The organism is Cellulomonas cellasea (genome assembly GCF_030372105.1).
GTDB lineage: Bacteria > Actinomycetota > Actinomycetes > Actinomycetales > Cellulomonadaceae > Cellulomonas_A > Cellulomonas_A cellasea_A.
Genome location: NZ_JAUDBQ010000005.1, coordinates 160,176 through 176,999, shown reverse-complemented (window position 1 = coordinate 176,999; position 16,824 = coordinate 160,176). Strand labels below are relative to the sequence as shown.

The window sequence follows — 16,824 nt, the reverse complement described above, 5'->3', positions numbered from 1 at the left end:
GCGTGGCGAACCCGCCGGAGGCGAGGCTCGCGTCCACCGCGGGGATGACCCTGCTCGTCCCCGCGTCGTGGTGGGTCATCGCGCTCGGCGACGACGTGGGCCTGCGGCGATCGGTCGCGGACCTCGTGGACGAGCAGGTCGGGCGCCGCGACCAGGACGCTGCGCTGCGCGCCGCGCTGCGCGCACGGCTCACAGCGTCAGCCGCGCAAGCCGCCGCGGCAGGCGGCACGCTCATGGCGATCTCCCTGATGACTGTTGAGGGTGTGCCGGTGCCCGCGACGATGACGACGTACCGGGTGCCAGGCCTCACGCTCGACGACGCAGGCCTCAGCACTCTCGTGGACGCGTTGGCCTCGTCCGACGCCGTGCCCGACGCGCTCGACATCGCTCCCGGGCAGTTCGGCCCCGTGGTCCGCCGGGTGTGCCGCCGCGCGGGTGACGACGACCTCGGGGCGACGGAGATCACGATGCTGGTGGTCGACTACTGGCTCGACGCCGGGGATGGCGGCCCGGTCGTCCAGCTCACGTTCTCCTCCCCGATGGTCCAGGTGGCGGCCGCGCTGCTCGACCTGTTCGACACCGTGGCCTCGTCGGTCGGTCCGGACGACGTGGCGCCGTGATCCGGTCGCAGGCCAGGTGGCCCGGCCCCGTGCTGCCGGGCGCCTCCCCCGCGCTCCCGCCACGGGTGCATCTGACGGCGCTCACCGGCGGAGTGCTCGGCCTCGTGGTCGTCCCGGCAGCGGCGGCGACCACCAGCACGTCCCTGGCCATGCTGGCCGCGCTCACGCTCTGCTGCACGGTGGCCGTGCTCGGTGGCCTCGCCGTCGAGCACGCCCGGTTCCTGCGCCGCCCCCGCGTGCCAACCACCGCCGTCACGGTCCTCGCACCCCGGCCGGCCGCGCCCCGATCCGTGGAGCTCGTGCCCGGGCAAGTCGGGCACATCGGCACCCCGCTCGGCCTTGCCCGACGGACACGGCTGTGGATCGAGCCGGAACGCGTCGGCGTCGCGACATGGCTGCACGCGCACCACTCCTGGCCCCGCAGCGGCGAGGGCGCCGTCGAGGCCGCGCGGATCGTCACGATCAAGGGGGACCCGGTCCGGTTCGACCTCGTCGACGCGGCGGGGGCGGCACGCGCCTCGCTCGGGTGGCCGACGTGGTTCCCGTCATCCGACCGGGGGCCGATTGTCGACGCGTGCGCACGGGCAGGGCTGCCGGTCTCCGAGGTCATGTGGACGCGCCGGCTGCGCGAGGCGTGGCCGCCCGCCGACGGCAGCCAGGACCTCGCCGCCCAGCTTGCGCAGCGATCCGCGACCGCGTTCGTGCTGCAGGCGGCCGCGCTCGCCATCCCGGGGGTGCTCGCGCTCGCCTCGGCAGATGGGCTGCCGCGGGCGCTCGGCATGACGTGGGACGTGCTCGGCGGCCTGACGGTCGCCGCCGCGGCGACCCTCGCGACGCTGGCCGTCACCGTTGGCTGGGCGGACCGCCGTGACGTCCGCTGACCCCTCACCGCGGGCCGCGACTGGCCGATTGGTCGCAGTGACCTCCCTACCCGACGAGGCCGGGACGTGACCGGGGCCGGTCGTGCCACCCTCGCTCTCACAGCGGTCGGCGCGGCAGTGCTCGTGGTGCTCGCCTGGACGGGTTTGGCTGACGCCGACGCCGGCACGCGCGGAGCGGCGGTCGTCACGCTGGCGTTCGTCCTTGGAGGCGTATGGCTCGGGACCGCCGTCGTCGTGCGTCGCGCACGCACGGCTCACCGCGAGCTGACCGCCGCACTGCCAGGTTGGTCGCTGCACTGCGGCTGGGCGGACGCCTCGCTGGCTACGCAGCTTGTGCGGTCCGGCACCTGGGAGCGCGGGCTCCGACCGGGCAGCCCGGTGGTGATCGGATGGTCGGCTGCGGGGGTCGCGCTGTGGCGGACGGGTGCCCAGCCGCGTCAGCTCGTCGCTGCGACCTGGTCCCACGTTGACTCGGTGACTGTGACTAGGGGCTTCGCAGGCTCCACCGGGCGCCCGGCCCTGGGGCTCGACATGGTCGGCGGGCAGCTCGTCGTGACGCCGTGCGCACGAGCCAACGGTGGTGTCCTGCCGGCCTCGCACCTGCAAGTCCAGCAGCTCGTCGCGACGCTGCGGTCGACCCGCCCCGACGTCTGACGAGCCGGCACTCCGTCGGATACCCAGCAGAACGTCCCCCTGACAAGGCGGTACCTTGGATCCCGTCGGCACCAGGGCGGCCCCACCGCCCCGGCGAACGACACGGGTGTTCTCCGGTGGGTTCCACGAGTGAATCCACTCATCACCCGGGCCTCTAGCTCAGTTGGCAGAGCAGCGGACTTTTAATCCGCGGGTCGTGGGTTCGAGCCCCACGGGGCCCACTCAGTCGTCGCGGACATCGGCCCGTCAGGGGCGCGTGGCCGACGCCGGCGCCTGCCGCCTGACAGCCTCGGCACTCCACCGTTGAGCCAGGGGCGCCGCACGTAGCAGGGTGCGCGCGGCCAGTCCCCGGGTGGCGACGAGCAGGTCGACTTGGGTGCGCCGGTCGGGGAAGATCCGCGTGGCGGTGGCGTAGCGCGCGTCGAAGGCGGGGTCGAAGAACGGTGCGTCGGTGACCCGGAAGACCTGGGTCATCTCCGCGTTGCGGCCGATCGACCCGGGGCTGTACTTGGCGTGCTCCTGGGCGTAGGCGTCCAGGAATCCGAAGCACGCGCCACCGGATCGCAGGACGTAGCCGATCCACAGCGTCTGGCCGGCTGCCGCGAGCTGGGTGACGAGCAGGTCTCCGTCGCGCCGGAATCGTGACGTCACGTCACGGAACCACCGTTCGTTCTGCGGGTTCAGCCGCAGGGCGGCGCCGCCACGACTGTGGTCGCCTTTCCAGCCGGATGCCTGCAGGTCGAGGAACTCCTCGTCGACGGTGGGGTCTGCGCTCCGGTCCCGTAACTCGAGCGGCCCGCCGGCGATGCGTTCCAACCCGCGTGCGCAGCGGCCCGTCTGCTTCCGCTCGTTCTTGGCCAGGTGGCTGGTGACCAGCACGGGAACGGTTGCGAGCCCATCGCCTGGCGGGACCGGCAGGCTGGCCCGGCGTGCGAAGGCGGTGACCTCCCGACGCCGCTCGTGGACCAGCATGGAGGTCTGGTTCACCGCTTCTGCGAGCGCCTCCGCGAGGACGCCCTCGGCCGGGAACCGCTGGAGCTGGACCAGCCCGGGCAGCCCAATGGAGGTCATCCCGCGCAGCAGGAGCGTGAGCGCGCCGACGACGTCGCCCCGCCGCACGAGCGGGTGGTGGCGGTCGGAGTGCGGCGTCATGAATGGCCCGCCCGTGGTCGCCGCGCGCACCCGCGCCCCGTTGGCGACCTCCTTGGTGGTGACGGCCAGTGCCGCTAGCCACTGCCCGCGCTCCTCCACGACGACGATCTGCATGCCGTCGGACTCCGGACGCGCCCGAGCGGGGATGAGGAAGCGCGGGTCCAGGTACAGATTGGGCTCGACTGCCAGGTCGGCGAGTCGCCGCCAGGCCTGGGCATCGGTCTCCGTGACCCGGGACAGCGGGATGAGCCGTATGTGCACGAGGTCCTCCATTGGGCTTCGTGGAGGGCCGGATCGGACAAATCGGGCCCAGCCCCTTGTCTACCTCTTTTCGACGCTGATGGCGCGCGGTCTCGGCCCTTTGCGCGATGCGGCGCTGGCGGAGATCCTGCTCAACGCCCTCCAGCTCGCGGGGCAGCGAGGCCCCATGCCGCGCTTCGCCGGGGTCACCGCTCGACGGTGAACGCCACGCTGCCATCTGGCGTCGTCTCGCTGACCTCGACGTTGCTCACCGCCGCGAGCCGTGGGCCCAGGCGCGCCCAGCCGACCAGCGCCTCCACCGCGTCGGCCTCCCCGATGACATGCGCCTCCACCGCCCCGTCGGGACGGTTGCGCACCCAGCCGGCCACCCCGAGCCGCCGCGCCTCGGCGACGAGCGCCGCGCGGTAGCCGACCCCCTGCACGACGCCCCGCACGACGAGCTGGCGAGCGATCACGGGTCCATTCTGCGCCGATCAGGCGGCGGCGGGGATTCCCGCGACCACGAGGGCGGCGGCGATGTCCTCGGCGATCATCTGCCGCTTGGAGGCCTCGATGCGCCATGCGGGCCCGGCCTGGAGGTAGGACGGGAACAGGCGAACGCCGCCCAGCTCGTGCGCGCCGCCACGGATCCTGTACGTCGAGCCGGCGGGGACCGCGCGCTTGCCAGTCCGTTCCCGGGCGATGTGGTTGACGGCGGCGATCGCGACGTCTCCCATGAGCAGGTAGGCGCGGGCTGCGGGCATCCTGGCGAGCTCGTCGGCCAGGACACCGGCGTGTTCACGGACCGTGGCCGCGCTGATGCCCGATGCCGTCTTGGGGTGCCGTACCGCGACGGTGCGGTGGATGCCAAGGGCGGTCAGGTCCGCGGCAGTTCGCACGGGTAGGCCTGCGGCGGCGAACGCCTCGAGGGTCGTGGTGTCGAACAGCGAGCCGGGCGATCCGTCGTAGTCGTCCTGCGGGTCGGGGGCGGCGCACTCGGAGATCAGCACGAGATGGACTACGGCCGCGTCGGTCATGGCGGGCGCCCAGGCCCGGCTCAGGTCGATGTCAGCGCTGCCAGCGCTGGCCTGTGCGTCGACGCCCATCTGGTCACGCTAGCGATGCCGTGGCGACGCACTCATGAGGCTTTCGTCCCGGTCTGCCCGATGCCGCGACATCAGCCCTCGGCGTGCTCGAGCACGAACACCGGGATCTCCCGGTCGGTCTTGCGCTGGTAGTCGGCGTAGTCGGGGTACGCCTCGACGGCGCGCGCCCACCACAGGTCCTTCTCCTCGCCCTTGGCCTCGCGGGCGATCATGTCCCATTTCTGCGGGCCGTCCTGCAGTTCGACGTGCGGGTCGGCGACGACGTTGTAGTACCAGACGGGGTTCTTCGCGGCCCCGCCGAGCGACGCGACGACGGCGTAGTCGCCGTTGTGCTCGACGCGCATCAGCGGCGTCTTGCGGAGCTTGCCGCTGCGGGCGCCGCGGGTGGTGAGGATGACGACGGGCATGCCGCGCATCGTCGTCCCCTCGGTGCCGCCCGAGCTCTCGTACTTCTCGACCTGCTGGGCGGCCCAGGAGCTGGGGCTGGGCTCGTACTCACCGATGAGAGGCATGCCCCCTCAGTACTCCCCCCGCGGTGGCCTTGTCCATGCCCATCCCGTCAGGCGGCGGCTCTCACACGCCGCAGGCTCCCCGGTGACACGCCGTACTCGCGGCGGAACGCCCGGCAGAACGCGGCCTCAGAGAGGTACCCGACCTGCTGGGCGATGACGGGGAGCGGGTCGGCGCCGGCGGTGAGGTGGTCGTGCGCGACCTGCAGGCGCCAGGCGGTGACGTAGCGCATCGGCGGCATGCCGACGAGCTCGGCGAACCGGGCGGCGAACGCGGAGCGCGACATGCGCGCCTCGCGGGCGAGCACCTGGAGCGACCACGGGTGCTCGGGGGCGTGGTGCACGGCGCCGAGCACCCGGCCCAGGTGCGGGTCGCGCAGCGCGGCGATCCAGCCGAGCCGCGCCTCGGGGGCGTGGTCGAGCCAGGAGCGCATGAGCTGCACGACGAGCACGTCGGCGAGCCGGGTCATGACCGTCTCCCCGCCGGGGCGGCTGGTCTCGGCCTCGGCGGCGACGATGCGGAGCACGTCGTGGAACGCCCCGGCGCTCGCGTCGCCCCAGGCGTCGACCTGGATCACCTCGGGGAGCTGCTCCACCAGCCTGCGGGTGCTGCCGCTCTCGACGGACAGCACCGCGTACGTCACCCGGGTGAGCGCGCCGCCACCGTCCACGCGCATGACCTCGTACCGGTCGCTGACCTGGTCGACGGGGATGTCGAAAAGAGGGACCACGGGGTCGCCGGCGGCGCTGCGCAGCGTGTGGGCGGCGCCACGGGTGAGGAGCGCGACGGACCCGGCGTCGAGGGTTCGCGGGGCGGCCCCGCCGGTGTCGAGGAGGCACTGCCCGGCGGTGACGACGATCAGGACCATGCACGAGTCGAGGGGCGGCACCTCGACGCCCCAGGGCGCCCCGAGCTCGGCCCGGCAGTAGAGGGTGCCGGTCAGGCGCAGCAGGTGCAGCGACTCGCCGAGCGGGTCGGCGGCGGGCAGCGGGCGCGGCGGCTGGGGCACTCCACGACCTTCGCATGCGGTGTGCCAGTCATCCAGGCCTGTGGACGAACGGCATACAGGGCCGGACGCCAGGCGATGGCGCCGCCCCGGCCGCCCCAGCGACGGTGGACAGACGCCGGAGACGCCCCAGACGTCGCGCCGGAGCAGCACCCACATCGCAGGAGGCATCATGCAGAGCCCGCAGCTGGCAGTCATCGGCGCGACCGGCACCACCGGCCGCCGCATCGTCGAGCGGCTCACCGCCCTCGGCCATGACGTGCGACCGCTGTCCCGGCGCACCACCCCGCGCTTCGACTGGGATGAGCCGTCGGCGTGGCCTGACGCCCTCGCCGGGGTGCGCGGCCTGTACGTGTCGTACTACCCGGACCTGGTCGCGCCCCAGGCGCCTGCGGCCATCGAGGCGCTCACCGCCGTCGCACGCGAGGCGGGCGTCGAGCGGATCGTCCTGCTCGCGGGCCGCGGCGAGGCCGGCGCGCAGCGCTGCGAGGACATCGTGCGCGCCTCCGGAATCGACCACACGGTGGTGCGGGCGTCCTGGTTCGCCCAGAACTTCACCGAGGGCCAGCTCCATGAGTCGGTGCTCGGCGGGGTGCTCGCCCTGCCCGCCGGCGACGTGGTCGAGCCGTTCGTGGACGCTGACGACATCGCGGACGTGGCCGTCGCCGCGCTCACCGAGCCGCGCCACGGCGGCCGGGTCTACGAGCTCACCGGCCCCCGGCTGCTGTCCTTCGACACCGCCGCCCAGGAGATCAGCGCCGTGACGGGCGCCCCGCTGGCCTATGTGCCGATCGACGCGGAGACGTTCCGGCAGGCGCTCACGGAGCAGGTGGGCGCCGCGCACGCCGACCTGCTGACGGGGTTGTGCGTCGAGGTCTTCGACGGCCGCAACGAGTCGCTGGGCCGCGGGGTGCAGGAGGCGTTGGGCCGCGAGCCCCGGGACTTCGCGGACGTGTGCCGCGCGGCGGCGGCCGCCGGGGCGTGGGCCTGATGAGCGCCGCGCCAGCTCCCCTGGCACCGGTGGCCGCGCCGACTCCCCTGGCGCCAGTGGCCGCGCCGACTCCCCTGGCGCCAGTGGCCGCGCCCCCGCGCCGGGACATGCCCGCCATCGCCGCGCTGCTCGCCGCCGGAGGAGTCGCCGTCGCCGTGGGGGCGGCAGGGCTCGTCGCCCCGGACGCGTTTCACGCCGCGTCGGGGGTGGTGGTGGGCGACGACGCGGGGCTGCTGAGCGAGTTGCGCGCGGCATCGGGCGTGGTGCTCGCCGCGGGGATCGGACTGCTCGCGGGCGTCGCGCGCCCGCGTCTGGCCGGGCCCGCGCTCTTCGCGGGCTCCGCGCTGTACCTGTCCTACGCGGTGGGGCGCGCCGTCGCGTGGGCGGCCGACGGCTGGCCAGGGCCGAGCCTGCTCACCGCCGGGGTGGTCGAGGGGGTGATCGGCGTGGCCTGCGCCGTCACGCTCCTGCGGCGCCGGGCGCGGTCGGGCGGCTGAGCCTCCCCGGGCGGCAGCGCGTCGGCGGGCGCCGGTTTCCCCGGTGGGCGAACACGCCACGGCCGCCGGAATGCCGGCCGCCCGCCAACGGTTCTGGCCGGTGTCGCGCATCCCGCACCGCGGGGCGCGAGACCGATCACCGCACCGAGACGAGGTACGACCCGATGACAGCTCCCACCCTCGAGGCGTCCGCCCCCACGGCAGCGCTGACCCGCCGCGACCGTTGCGACCGCTGCGGCGCGCAGGCGTACGTCCGGGCGACGATCCCGGCCACCGACGGCCTGGACCTCCTGTTCTGCGGCCACCACTTCCGCGCCTTCGAGGCGGGGCTCGTCGGGTCGGGCGCGACCATCCACGACGAGCGCCACCGCATCGACCAGGAGTCCGCGAGCGACTGACCGCCGCAGGCGACGGCGCCCCTGGGCCCATGACGGGCCTGGGGGCGCCGCCACGTCCGGGCCATGGCGCGCCTAGCTGAACCCGACCATCCGCTGCGCGACGCGGTAGGCCAGCACCGACACCCGTCGGCCGGCCGGCCCGGGCAGGTTGCTGACCTGGCCGAACACGCTCCACCGCACACGGCGGTACAGCCGCGGGTCGGCGGCCCGCAGCTCGCGCCACAGCCGGTCCCGCTCCGCGAGGCTCTGCCGGGTGTTCGCGCGGATCAGCAGGATCGATGACACGGCGCAGATGATCGCCGTGTAGTGCAGCAGGTACGCGCGCAGCCGCCGGTCGGCCACCGGGGTGGTGCGGACGTGCTCGAGCAGCAGCCAGTTGACCCGGAGCTGCTGGTCGAGGCGCCGGAGCATCACGGCCTCCTGCACCGATTGGTCCTCGCGGCCGATGAAGTACCGGTACAGGTCGACGTCCAGGTAGTACAGGGTCCGCACGTGGGCCAGCGGCACCAGCGCGTAGAGGCTGTCGACGTAGAACGTGTGCTCGGGCAGGCGCAGGCCCGCGGCGCGCAGCACGTCGGTGCGGTAGATCAGGGCGTGCATCATCAGGTATTGGCGTTTGCCGAACCGCCGGGTCTGGGACCAGCGCAGCTCGCGGCGCCGCGGCAGGGCGCCGTCGTACCGCACGACGGTCTTGTTCCTCTTGCCCTGCTTCTCGTAGACGAAGTTGCTGACCAGCAGGTCGACCCCGCGTCCCCCGGCGATGAACCCCGCCAGGGTGGCCAGCACCTCGGCGAAGGCGTCGGCGTCGAGCCAGTCGTCGGCGTCGAGCACCTTGAGGTAGTGCCCCCGAGCGTGCGCGAGGCCGGTGTTGATCGCCGACCCGTGCCCGCCGTTCGGCTTGCGCAGCAGGCGGACCGCGTCGGGATGCGCGTCGACGTACTCCTGGGCGAGTGCGGCGGTGCCGTCGGTGGAGCCGTCGTCGACGACGAGCACTTCGACGAGCGGCCCGGCGCCCACGATCGAGTCGAGGCTGCGGCGCAGATACGCCTCGGCGTTGTAGGCGGGGACGACGACGGTGAGCACCGGCGTCATGACGACACCGATCCCGACAGGTCCGAGCCCGTGCGGACCCGGCGGACGACCCTCACCGTGCCGAGCGCCAGCAGGATGCCGACGACGGCGCTGACGGCGACCTGCCAGTAGCGCCAGGCCGGCGGCGAGTAGTGGAGCTCCGCGCCGGGCGCGATGCCGTTCATGGCGTTCGAGTTCGCGACGGTGTACAGGATGTTGTGCGTTGCCTCGCGGATGTTCGAGACGGCTTCGGCGCTGGTGGTGTCGGCGAGCGACTTCATCGGCTGGAAGGTGAGCATCAGGTCGGAGCCGGCCTTGAGCCCCTGGTCGGGGTCCATGTGCCCGTAGAGGTTGAAGTCCGTGATCGCCATGCCGCGAAAGCCCCACTCGTCCCGCAGGACGGTGCTCATGAGCGCCTCGGAACCCCCGGCCCAGGTGGCGCCGATGCGGTTGAACGAGCTCATGACCGCCGTCGCCCCGATCTCGCGCGTGGCGACGGTCCCCTCGTCATCGGCGAGGTACTCGAGCTGCGCCGAGGCGTTCTTCAGCGCGATCTCGAACGGCTTGAGGTAGATCTCGCGGATCGCCTGCTCGTTGGCCCACGTCGCGATGCCGTTATCGACGCGGTGCGCCTCCTGGTCGTTCAACGCGAAGTGCTTGACGAAGGCGTAGACGCCCTGGGACGCGGCGCCCGAGACGACCTGCGCGGCCAGCTCGCCGGAGAGCACCGGGTCCTCGGAGTAGTACTCGAAGTTGCGGCCGCCGAACGGGGAGCGGTGCAGGTTGACCGCCGGCGCGTACCAGCCGTTGGCGCCCAGGGCCAGGCCCTCGTCGCCGATCGCGACGCCCATCGCGTGGGCGAGGCCCGTGTTCCAGGTCTGCCCGACGACGACCTGCGACGGGTAGGCGACACCGGAGACCGCGTCGTTGATGAACGAGCTGAACCCGGCCGGGCCGTCGACGTCACTGGTGGCCTGCTTGGCGATGCTGCCGATCGCCCCGGTCTGGTACGCGCCGTTGAGGATGACGTCGGTCATCTCCTCGACGGTGAGCTGGTCGAGCAGGGACTCCCACTGCGGGTCGTCGTGGTCCAGGCCGCGCAGGTCGATGAGGCCCAGGTCCCCCGCGGCGCCCTGCGTCGGCATCTCGGCGTCCGAGGCCGCCGCGGCGGCGGCGTGGTCGTAGGCGGCGAACCCGGCGACGACCTCGTCGGACGCGGCCAGGTCGGCGGACGTCGGGGCCGTCGGGAATGTGCCGGCGAAGTCCGCGCGCGACAGGTTGAGGCCCTTGCCCTCTTCCGGGGTGTCCGTGAACGCCGCGGAGACGTCGTCGAACTGGTTCGTGGCCTCGACGTCGTCGCTGGAGCGGTGGTTCGCGCCGCGGTAGACGACCGTCTCGTCGACCGTGTACGTGATCGGCTCGATGCCCGCCGCGACGGTGTGCGAGTCCGTCCGCAGGGTGACCTGGTAGTCCCCGGCCTCGAGCACGTACGCCCGCTCGCCCCGGTGGTCGTAGGACGCCAGGTCCTCGACGGCCAAGTCGAGCGTGAGCGTCTGCGATTCCCCTGGCGCCAGCAGGCGGGTCTTCTCGAAGGCGCCCAGCACCACCGCGGGCTTCTCGATGCCGCCCGGGGTGTACGGCGGCGAGTAGTACAGCTCGACGACGTCCTTGCCCGCGACGGCGCCGGTGTTGGCCACCTCGACGTCCACGGAGATGCGCCCGTCGACGCCGCCCAGCGACGTGCCGGTGACCTGCCAGTCGAACGAGGTGTAGCTCAGGCCGTGGCCGAACGGGTACACCACGGCTTGGTCGTAGTCGAGGAAGCCCTCGACGGCGGCGGTCTCGTAGTAGCGGTAGCCGAGGTAGACGCCCTCCTCGTACTGCACCAGGTAGCCGTCGCCCGTGGGGCTGTCGAGTCCCGTGTACTGGAAGTCGCCGACGTTGGGGAACGTGGGGTCCTGCGTGAAGTCCGCCGCGTAGAGGTCCACGGTGCGACCGGACGGGTTGACCGCCCCCGTCAGCACCTGGCCGACGGCGATGAAGCCGCTCTGGCCCGGCGAGCCGACCTGCAGCACGGCGTCGACGCCCGGGTCGTCCTGCACGGGGCCCAGCTCCATGCTGGTGCTCGCGTTCACGAGCACGACCACCGTCTCGAAGTGCTGCTCCGCGAGCGCGATCGTCTGCCGCTCGTCAAGGCTCAACTCGAGCTGGTGCTGGCTGGCGACGTGGTGCTCATCCCAGCCCGCCATGCTCGTCGCCAGGTCGCCGCCCTCGCCGCCCGCGCGGCTGACCACCACCACCGCCGCGTCGCCGTAGTCCGCGAAGCTCGCGACAGCGGCGTCGGTGTAGCCCGCGACGGGCATCTCGCCGATGTGGTGGGTCGACTCGGCGGGCGAGTCCATGGCGATGCTCCCGCGGGGGTGCGCGTCGGCGTGGTCGGCCAGCAGGTCGTAGACCGTGCCGTTCACCTCGAGGCCCGCACGCTCCAAGCCCGCGCGCACGTCCACCGCCGTGCTCGTGTCGGTGGAGCCCGAGCCCGCGCCGCCGTACACCGGGTCCGCCGCGCCGCGGCCCAGCAGCGTCACCTTGAGCCCGTCGCCCCTGAGCCCGTCGCCCCTGAGCGGGAGGGCATGCGCGGCGTTCTTGAGCAGGACGACGCCCTCGGCCTCGATCGACTCCGCCACGGCCTCGGCCGCGGCCGTCGCCTCCTCGGCAGTCGCGTGGTCCGACGCGTAGTAGGCGGTGTCCCAGCCCGCCGCGGCGTCGGCGTTGGTGATCGTGTGGGTTCCCGCGCCGAGCTGCGAGGCGACCCAATGGGAGTAGACCCCGAGCAGGACGTTCGCGGCGACCACGAGGACGAGGCCGCCCCCGAGCACGGGGACCCACACGGCCAGGTGCTTCCGGTGGGACATCGGCCTCTTCGCCACTTCGCTGCTCACGAAGAGACTCCTTCGCACACTCTCATCGAATGCCGCTGTGATCCGGCGGCAGCGCCCGGGCGCGGCTCGGCCACGCCCTCCGAGGACGGGGGCGCGGGCGAGTGCGTGGGCGCGGCCGGAGTAGACCACACGAGCCTGCGCGAGGCCGCCGAGGTGGCCGCCGAGGGAGCGCACGGGGAGGCGACCTAGACTGCTGCCGCCACGCGGGACGCTCCCGCCACCCACCCCCACCCGATCCGGAGGCCCCAGATGGACCTGCTCGTCGTCGGCGCCGGCTTGTACGGCCTGACGGTCGCCGAGCAGGCGGCCCAGTCCGGTCTCGACGTCGTCGTCATCGACCGACGCGACCACCTGGGCGGCAACGCCTACAGCTCAGTCGACGAGGCCACCGGCATCGAGGTGCACCGCTACGGGTCGCACATCTTCCACACCTCGAACGAACGGGTGTGGCAGTACGTGCGGCGCTTCACGGCGTTCACCGACTACCGGCACCGCGTCTTCAGCACGCACGCCGGGACGGTGTACCCGCTGCCCATCAACCTGGGCACCCTCAACCAGTTCTTCCACGCCGCGATGGGCCCCGCCGCCGCGCAGGCGCTCATCGCAGAGCAGGCCGCGCAGGCCGGCGTCGACGCCGAGTCCGCCGCCAACCTCGAGGACAAGGCCGTCGCGCTCATCGGCCGCCCGCTGTACGAGGCGTTCATCCGCGGGTACACCCACAAGCAGTGGCAGACCGACCCGCGCGAGCTGCCGGCGTCGGTCATCGCCCGGCTGCCCGTGCGGTACACGTACGACAACCGCTACTTCTCCGACACATATGAGGGCCTGCCCGCCCACGGGTACGGCCCCTGGCTCGAGGCCATGGCGTCCCACCCGCGCATCGATGTGCGGCTCGGCGTCGACTTCTTCGACCCCACCCAGCCGTTCTCCAAGGACCGCGTGCGCGGGCAGGCGCCCATCGTCTACACCGGGCCCGTCGACAGGTACTTCGACCACAGCGCGGGGCCGCTCGCCTGGCGCACCCTGGACCTCGAGACGCAGACCCTGCCCGTGCGCGACTTCCAGGGCACCAGCGTCATGAACTACCCGGACCTGGACGTGCCGTACACGCGCATCCACGAGTTCCGGCACTTCCACCCCGAGCGGGAGGACCGCCACGCGCAGGACCGGACTGTCATCGCCCGCGAGTTCTCCCGGCCCGCCGGGCCCGACGACGAGCCGTACTACCCGGTGAGCACCCCCGCCGACCGCGAGCGCCTGCGCCAGTACCGCGAGCTCGCCGAGGACGAGCCCGGAGTGCACTTCGGCGGGCGGCTCGGCAGCTACCTGTACCTCGACATGCACATGGCCATCGCGTCGGCGCTGCAGTTCTGGGGCCAGGGGGCGGTCACGGCAGGGACCGGGCTCCGCTCAGCGCGAGGGCGCTGAGCCGGCGGATTCTGAGCCGGCGGGCGCTGAGCCGGCGGGCGCTGAGCCGACGGACCGGGTGGCGTGCGACCGCCAGGCGCCGGGCCTCGGGCGCGCCGCCGGCATCGGCAGCAGGATCCGCAGCACGAACCAGTCGTCCTCGGTGTTGACGGTCATCGAGCCGCCGTACTTCTCCGCGGTGTAGCGAATCGACTTGAGCCCGTAGCCGTGCCGGTCACGGTCCGCCCTGCGGGTCACGATGTCGCCGTTCTCGATCCGCAGCTCGCCGGTGAACGAGTTCTCGAACGTGATCACCACGAAGCTGTCGCGGGCGAACAGCGCCATCTTGATCAGCCGGCGGTCCGGGTCGGACACCTGCATCGCGCCGTCGATGGCGTTGTCGAGCGCGTTGCCGAACACCGCCGAGACGTCCATCGCCGACATGAACTCGAGCAGCGCGCCGTCGGCCACGTACGTGAGGTCGACGCCCCGTTCCGCGCATTCCATGGCCTTGGTGGTGAGGATGACGTCGAGCACCCCGTTGCCGGTGTCCGCCTGCGCCCCGTAGTCCCTGATGCTGGCCTCGAGGTCGTCGAGGAAGGACGCCCTCTTCTGCGGGTCGCCCTCCGCGCGGATCACGCCGATCTGGTGTTTGAGGTCGTGGTACTTGCGCTCGACGACCTCCATGCTGCGCTTGGACTGCAGGTACTGCTCATGCTGGATCCGCAGGATCCCGTCGATCGACTTCACCTCGGCGCGGGCGCGCTGCTGCAGTCGCTGCCCCTGCTGGGCGTACAGCGCCACGAAGCCGCACAGATCCACCAGGGTGCGGATGTAGAAGATCTCCAGCCCGAGCCGCCCGCTGAACGGGGTGTTCGCGTTCAGGAAGCTGATGTTGCTCATGAAGAACGTCACCAGGGCGATGGCGCCCGCGGAGGCGAGCTCGCTGAGGCTCACGTCCAGCGGCTGCGCGCGGCGGAAATGCCGCGACTCCATGAGGAACACCGCGCAGAACGCCGACGCGTACACGGCGACGAAGAACATGCCCTTCCCCCCGAGCCACGAGCTCTCGTCGTGGAGGAAGAAGAAGCAGTGCATCTGCCAGTGCAGGGCCGCGACGAGTTCGGCGAGGACGAGGGCCCGGGCGCAGAAGTACCCCGCGTCACGCGCCGACACCCGGGTCGCCGTCACGATGAACCCGTACATGCAGGCCACCGCGGCGAACATCCCCACAGGCCAGAGGGCCAGGGGAAGCGTCCCCGCGAGCTCCTGCACACCGATCTGCGCGGCCAGCGCCACCACCGCGAGCAGCACGAGCCGTGAGCCATGCACCCGGTTGCGGCGCAGCAGCACGTACAGCAGGCACGCCAGCCACTCGGCCAGCCCGGTGAGGACCCGGGGGATGTCCGGGAGCGTCTCGAGGATCACGCGTTCCGCTCGCCGATGTAGTCGGTGAGCGCCGCGAGGAACGCCTTCTTGCGGGGGCGGCTGATCAGCAGGTCATGGCCGCCCACCATCTCGGCGCTGTTCTGCCGGACGGCCAGGACATGGCGCAGGTTCACCAGGTACCCGCTGTTGCTGCGGAAGAAGCCGCGGCCCTCGAGCTCGGCCTCCATCGTCTTGAGCGGCGCCACCACCGAGTACCTGCCGTCGATGGTGTGCACGAGCGTGCGGTGCTTCGCGCTCTCGAGGTACACGATGTCGCTCGTCGCGACGCGCACCAGCCCCCCGTCGACGGTCAGCAGCACATAGTCGGCGGCCCGGCGCCGCAACCGGGAGATCGACCGCTTGATCTCCTGCGAGAACGCGAAATACGACACCGGCTTGAGCACGTAGCTCAACGCGTCGACCTCATAGCCCCGGATGGCGTGCTGGGTCATGTTGGTGATGAACACGATCACCACGTCCTGGTCGACCTGCCGGATGCGCTCCGCGGCGCTGAACCCGTCGAGGTTCGGCATCTGCACGTCGAGCAGCAGGATGTCGAAGACCGGCCGGTAGCCGGACACCACCTGGCTGCCGTCCGTGAACATCGAGATGTCGAACGGCTCGTGGTGCTCGTCCTGGTACCGACGCAGGTAGTCGACCAAGAGGGCCGAGCTCGCTGCATCGTCCTCGACGATGCCGATCCTGATCACTGTGCTTCCCCGACGTGGTCGTGCGCGCCGGTCTGGCGAGTCCGAGGCGATGGTAGGCGACGGGCATCCGGGGTGTCATCCGAGCAGGCAGGCGGGCCCGCTGACGCCGTCGGCCCGCCTAGCCGCCGGGCAGCGGGCCAGATCCCGGGTCAGCTCCCCAGGCTCACGATCAGCGAGCACACCGCCAGGACCAGCACCACAGGCGTCATGACGGCCCGCTCCGACCGGCTCCGGGAGATCCCGTTCATCACCACGCCGACCGCGAAGTAGGCCGTCAGCACCCACGACGCCGGCCGCGTGAACCCGTCCGGGAGCACGTCGACCATGCCAGCCCGATCCAACAGCACCACCGCGAAGACCGCGTAGACCAGCACCGAGACCGCACTTCCCACCCGCAACCGGGTCGGCAGGGCCCGCTCGTGCTGCCCGCCCCACGCGAACCGCCCCCAGGGCGCGCCGAGCGCGAGGCAGAGCTGGAAGACGCTCAGGGCGCCGAGGGTCACACACGCGGTCGTCGCCGCCACTGTCTGCACGGCGCCGAGGCTAGCGGGTGGTCAGGCCGGGATGAGCCCAACCACGCTCAGCCACCGGTCCAGTTCCGGCCCGGCCTCCGCGACCTGCTCGCCGCGCACCGCCAGCCCCTCGCCGATCGTCGCCTCAGGGGCCAGCGCCGCGTAGACCTCCACGGCGCGGCCGAGCCCGCTCATGGCGTGGGTGGTGACGGGCAGCAGCGTCCTGCCGCCGAGCGGCACGGACTCGGCGAAGGTCGACATGATCATCGGCGGGCGCACGTTCCAGATCGGGCTGGCGAGGATCACCGTGTCGTAGCCGGCGAGGTCTGGCAGGTCGCCGGCGATGGCCGGCCGCGCGTCGGCGTCCTGCTCGCGCACGTTGCGCGCGACGGTGTCGTCGTAGCCGTGCGGGTACGGGTCGGCGGCCTCGATGCGGTGCAGGTCGCAGCCCGTGCGGGCGGCGATCATCACGGCGAGGGCCTCGGTGTTGCCGACGTCGAGGTCGCGGCGGCCGCCGTCCCAGTAGTTCTCGCCGGTGCGTGAGAAGCACACGAGCAGCGTGCGGCCGCTGGTCGGCGTGGTCATGGGTGACGGCTCCGTGGTGGTCGGGGCGCGGCCCTCGGGGTTGGCGCATGCGGCGAGCGCGAGGGCGGCCGCGCTGGCGAGGGCGGTGTGCAGGGCTGCGCGGCGGGTGATCGCCAC

The 16,824-nt window shown here is 72.5% G+C and carries 18 protein-coding genes and 1 tRNA gene; 8 read left to right on the top strand and 11 right to left on the bottom strand.

Translation table 11 applies throughout. The annotated features are described in order from the left end of the window. The first annotated feature begins 2 nt into the window (after positions 1-2). The 4 genes from QUV83_RS06970 (at position 3) to QUV83_RS06955 (ending at position 2,376) form a co-directional block, all read left to right on the top strand. Positions 3-620 carry a hypothetical protein gene (locus tag QUV83_RS06970; protein ID WP_289563464.1) on the top strand — a complete coding sequence of 206 codons (618 nt, stop codon included), beginning with the start codon at positions 3-5 and terminating at the stop codon, positions 618-620. Then, positions 617-1,501, top strand: coding sequence for a hypothetical protein (locus QUV83_RS06965; RefSeq protein ID WP_289563463.1), 885 nt, complete (start codon positions 617-619; stop codon positions 1,499-1,501). Before QUV83_RS06970 ends, QUV83_RS06965 begins: the two co-directional genes overlap by 4 nt. Before the next feature lie 66 nt (positions 1,502-1,567). Further along, positions 1,568-2,155, top strand: coding sequence for a hypothetical protein (locus QUV83_RS06960; RefSeq protein WP_289563462.1), 588 nt, complete (start codon positions 1,568-1,570; stop codon positions 2,153-2,155). A 148-nt stretch (positions 2,156-2,303) separates the two neighbouring features. Further along, positions 2,304-2,376 (top strand) — tRNA-Lys (locus tag QUV83_RS06955). A gap of 25 nt (positions 2,377-2,401) precedes the next feature. On the opposite strand, the gene QUV83_RS06950 is transcribed toward QUV83_RS06955, so the two are convergent. The 5 genes from QUV83_RS06950 to QUV83_RS06930 all read right to left on the bottom strand — a co-directional run bounded on the left by QUV83_RS06950 (position 2,402) and on the right by QUV83_RS06930 (position 6,172). Next, positions 2,402-3,568: a GNAT family N-acetyltransferase gene (locus tag QUV83_RS06950; protein ID WP_289563461.1), complete on the bottom strand. Its 1,167-nt coding sequence runs from the start codon at positions 3,566-3,568 to the stop codon at positions 2,402-2,404. 185 nt (positions 3,569-3,753) lie between these two features. Then, entirely contained in the window at positions 3,754-4,023 is a 270-nt protein-coding gene (locus QUV83_RS06945) for an acylphosphatase (protein WP_289563460.1), read from the bottom strand. A gap of 18 nt (positions 4,024-4,041) precedes the next feature. Next, positions 4,042-4,653, bottom strand: coding sequence for a hypothetical protein (locus QUV83_RS06940; RefSeq protein WP_289563459.1), 612 nt, complete (start codon positions 4,651-4,653; stop codon positions 4,042-4,044). Between the two features lie 71 nt (positions 4,654-4,724). Further along, entirely contained in the window at positions 4,725-5,165 is a 441-nt protein-coding gene (locus QUV83_RS06935; RefSeq protein WP_289563458.1) for a nitroreductase family deazaflavin-dependent oxidoreductase, read from the bottom strand. A 47-nt stretch (positions 5,166-5,212) separates the two neighbouring features. Next, positions 5,213-6,172 carry an AraC family transcriptional regulator gene (locus QUV83_RS06930; protein WP_289563457.1) on the bottom strand — a complete coding sequence of 320 codons (960 nt, stop codon included), beginning with the start codon at positions 6,170-6,172 and terminating at the stop codon, positions 5,213-5,215. Between the two features lie 169 nt (positions 6,173-6,341). Here QUV83_RS06930 and QUV83_RS06925 point away from each other — a divergent pair, with 169 nt between their 5' ends. From QUV83_RS06925 to QUV83_RS06915, 3 genes are all read left to right on the top strand, one after another. Further along, positions 6,342-7,160 carry an NmrA family NAD(P)-binding protein gene (locus tag QUV83_RS06925; protein WP_289563456.1) on the top strand — a complete coding sequence of 273 codons (819 nt, stop codon included), beginning with the start codon at positions 6,342-6,344 and terminating at the stop codon, positions 7,158-7,160. Positions 7,161-7,243: 83 nt separating this feature from the next. After that, positions 7,244-7,657, top strand: coding sequence for a DUF4345 domain-containing protein (locus tag QUV83_RS06920; protein WP_289563455.1), 414 nt, complete (start codon positions 7,244-7,246; stop codon positions 7,655-7,657). Between the two features lie 164 nt (positions 7,658-7,821). Next, on the top strand, positions 7,822-8,055 hold the full coding sequence (locus QUV83_RS06915) for a DUF7455 domain-containing protein (protein ID WP_289563454.1): 234 nt from the start codon (positions 7,822-7,824) through the stop codon (positions 8,053-8,055). A 72-nt stretch (positions 8,056-8,127) separates the two neighbouring features. Here QUV83_RS06915 and QUV83_RS06910 read toward each other — a convergent pair whose 3' ends face one another. Both QUV83_RS06910 and QUV83_RS06905 read right to left on the bottom strand, forming a co-directional pair. Then, positions 8,128-9,147, bottom strand: a complete 1,020-nt coding sequence (locus QUV83_RS06910; protein WP_289563453.1) for a glycosyltransferase family 2 protein — start codon at positions 9,145-9,147, stop codon at positions 8,128-8,130. Next, entirely contained in the window at positions 9,144-12,065 is a 2,922-nt protein-coding gene (locus QUV83_RS06905; protein WP_289563452.1) for a glycoside hydrolase family 3 C-terminal domain-containing protein, read from the bottom strand. The genes QUV83_RS06910 and QUV83_RS06905 overlap by 4 nt, the downstream gene beginning before the upstream one ends. 249 nt (positions 12,066-12,314) lie before the next feature. Here QUV83_RS06905 and glf point away from each other — a divergent pair, with 249 nt between their 5' ends. Continuing rightward, positions 12,315-13,493: a UDP-galactopyranose mutase gene (gene glf / locus QUV83_RS06900; protein ID WP_289563451.1), complete on the top strand. Its 1,179-nt coding sequence runs from the start codon at positions 12,315-12,317 to the stop codon at positions 13,491-13,493. Here glf and QUV83_RS06895 read toward each other — a convergent pair. The 4 genes from QUV83_RS06895 to QUV83_RS06880 form a co-directional block, all read right to left on the bottom strand. Further along, positions 13,476-14,900, bottom strand: a complete 1,425-nt coding sequence (locus QUV83_RS06895; protein WP_289563450.1) for an ATP-binding protein — start codon at positions 14,898-14,900, stop codon at positions 13,476-13,478. The genes glf and QUV83_RS06895 overlap by 18 nt on opposite strands. Continuing rightward, a complete protein-coding gene (locus QUV83_RS06890) occupies positions 14,897-15,610 on the bottom strand; it encodes a LytR/AlgR family response regulator transcription factor (RefSeq protein WP_289563449.1) in 714 nt (237 codons plus the stop codon). The genes QUV83_RS06895 and QUV83_RS06890 overlap by 4 nt, the downstream gene beginning before the upstream one ends. A gap of 149 nt (positions 15,611-15,759) precedes the next feature. Next, positions 15,760-16,143: a hypothetical protein gene (locus QUV83_RS06885; protein ID WP_289563448.1), complete on the bottom strand. Its 384-nt coding sequence runs from the start codon at positions 16,141-16,143 to the stop codon at positions 15,760-15,762. A 21-nt stretch (positions 16,144-16,164) separates the two neighbouring features. Next, the gene (locus QUV83_RS06880; RefSeq protein WP_289563447.1) at positions 16,165-16,824 is read right to left on the bottom strand and encodes a flavodoxin; all 660 of its coding nucleotides are present in this window, start codon (positions 16,822-16,824) and stop codon (positions 16,165-16,167) included.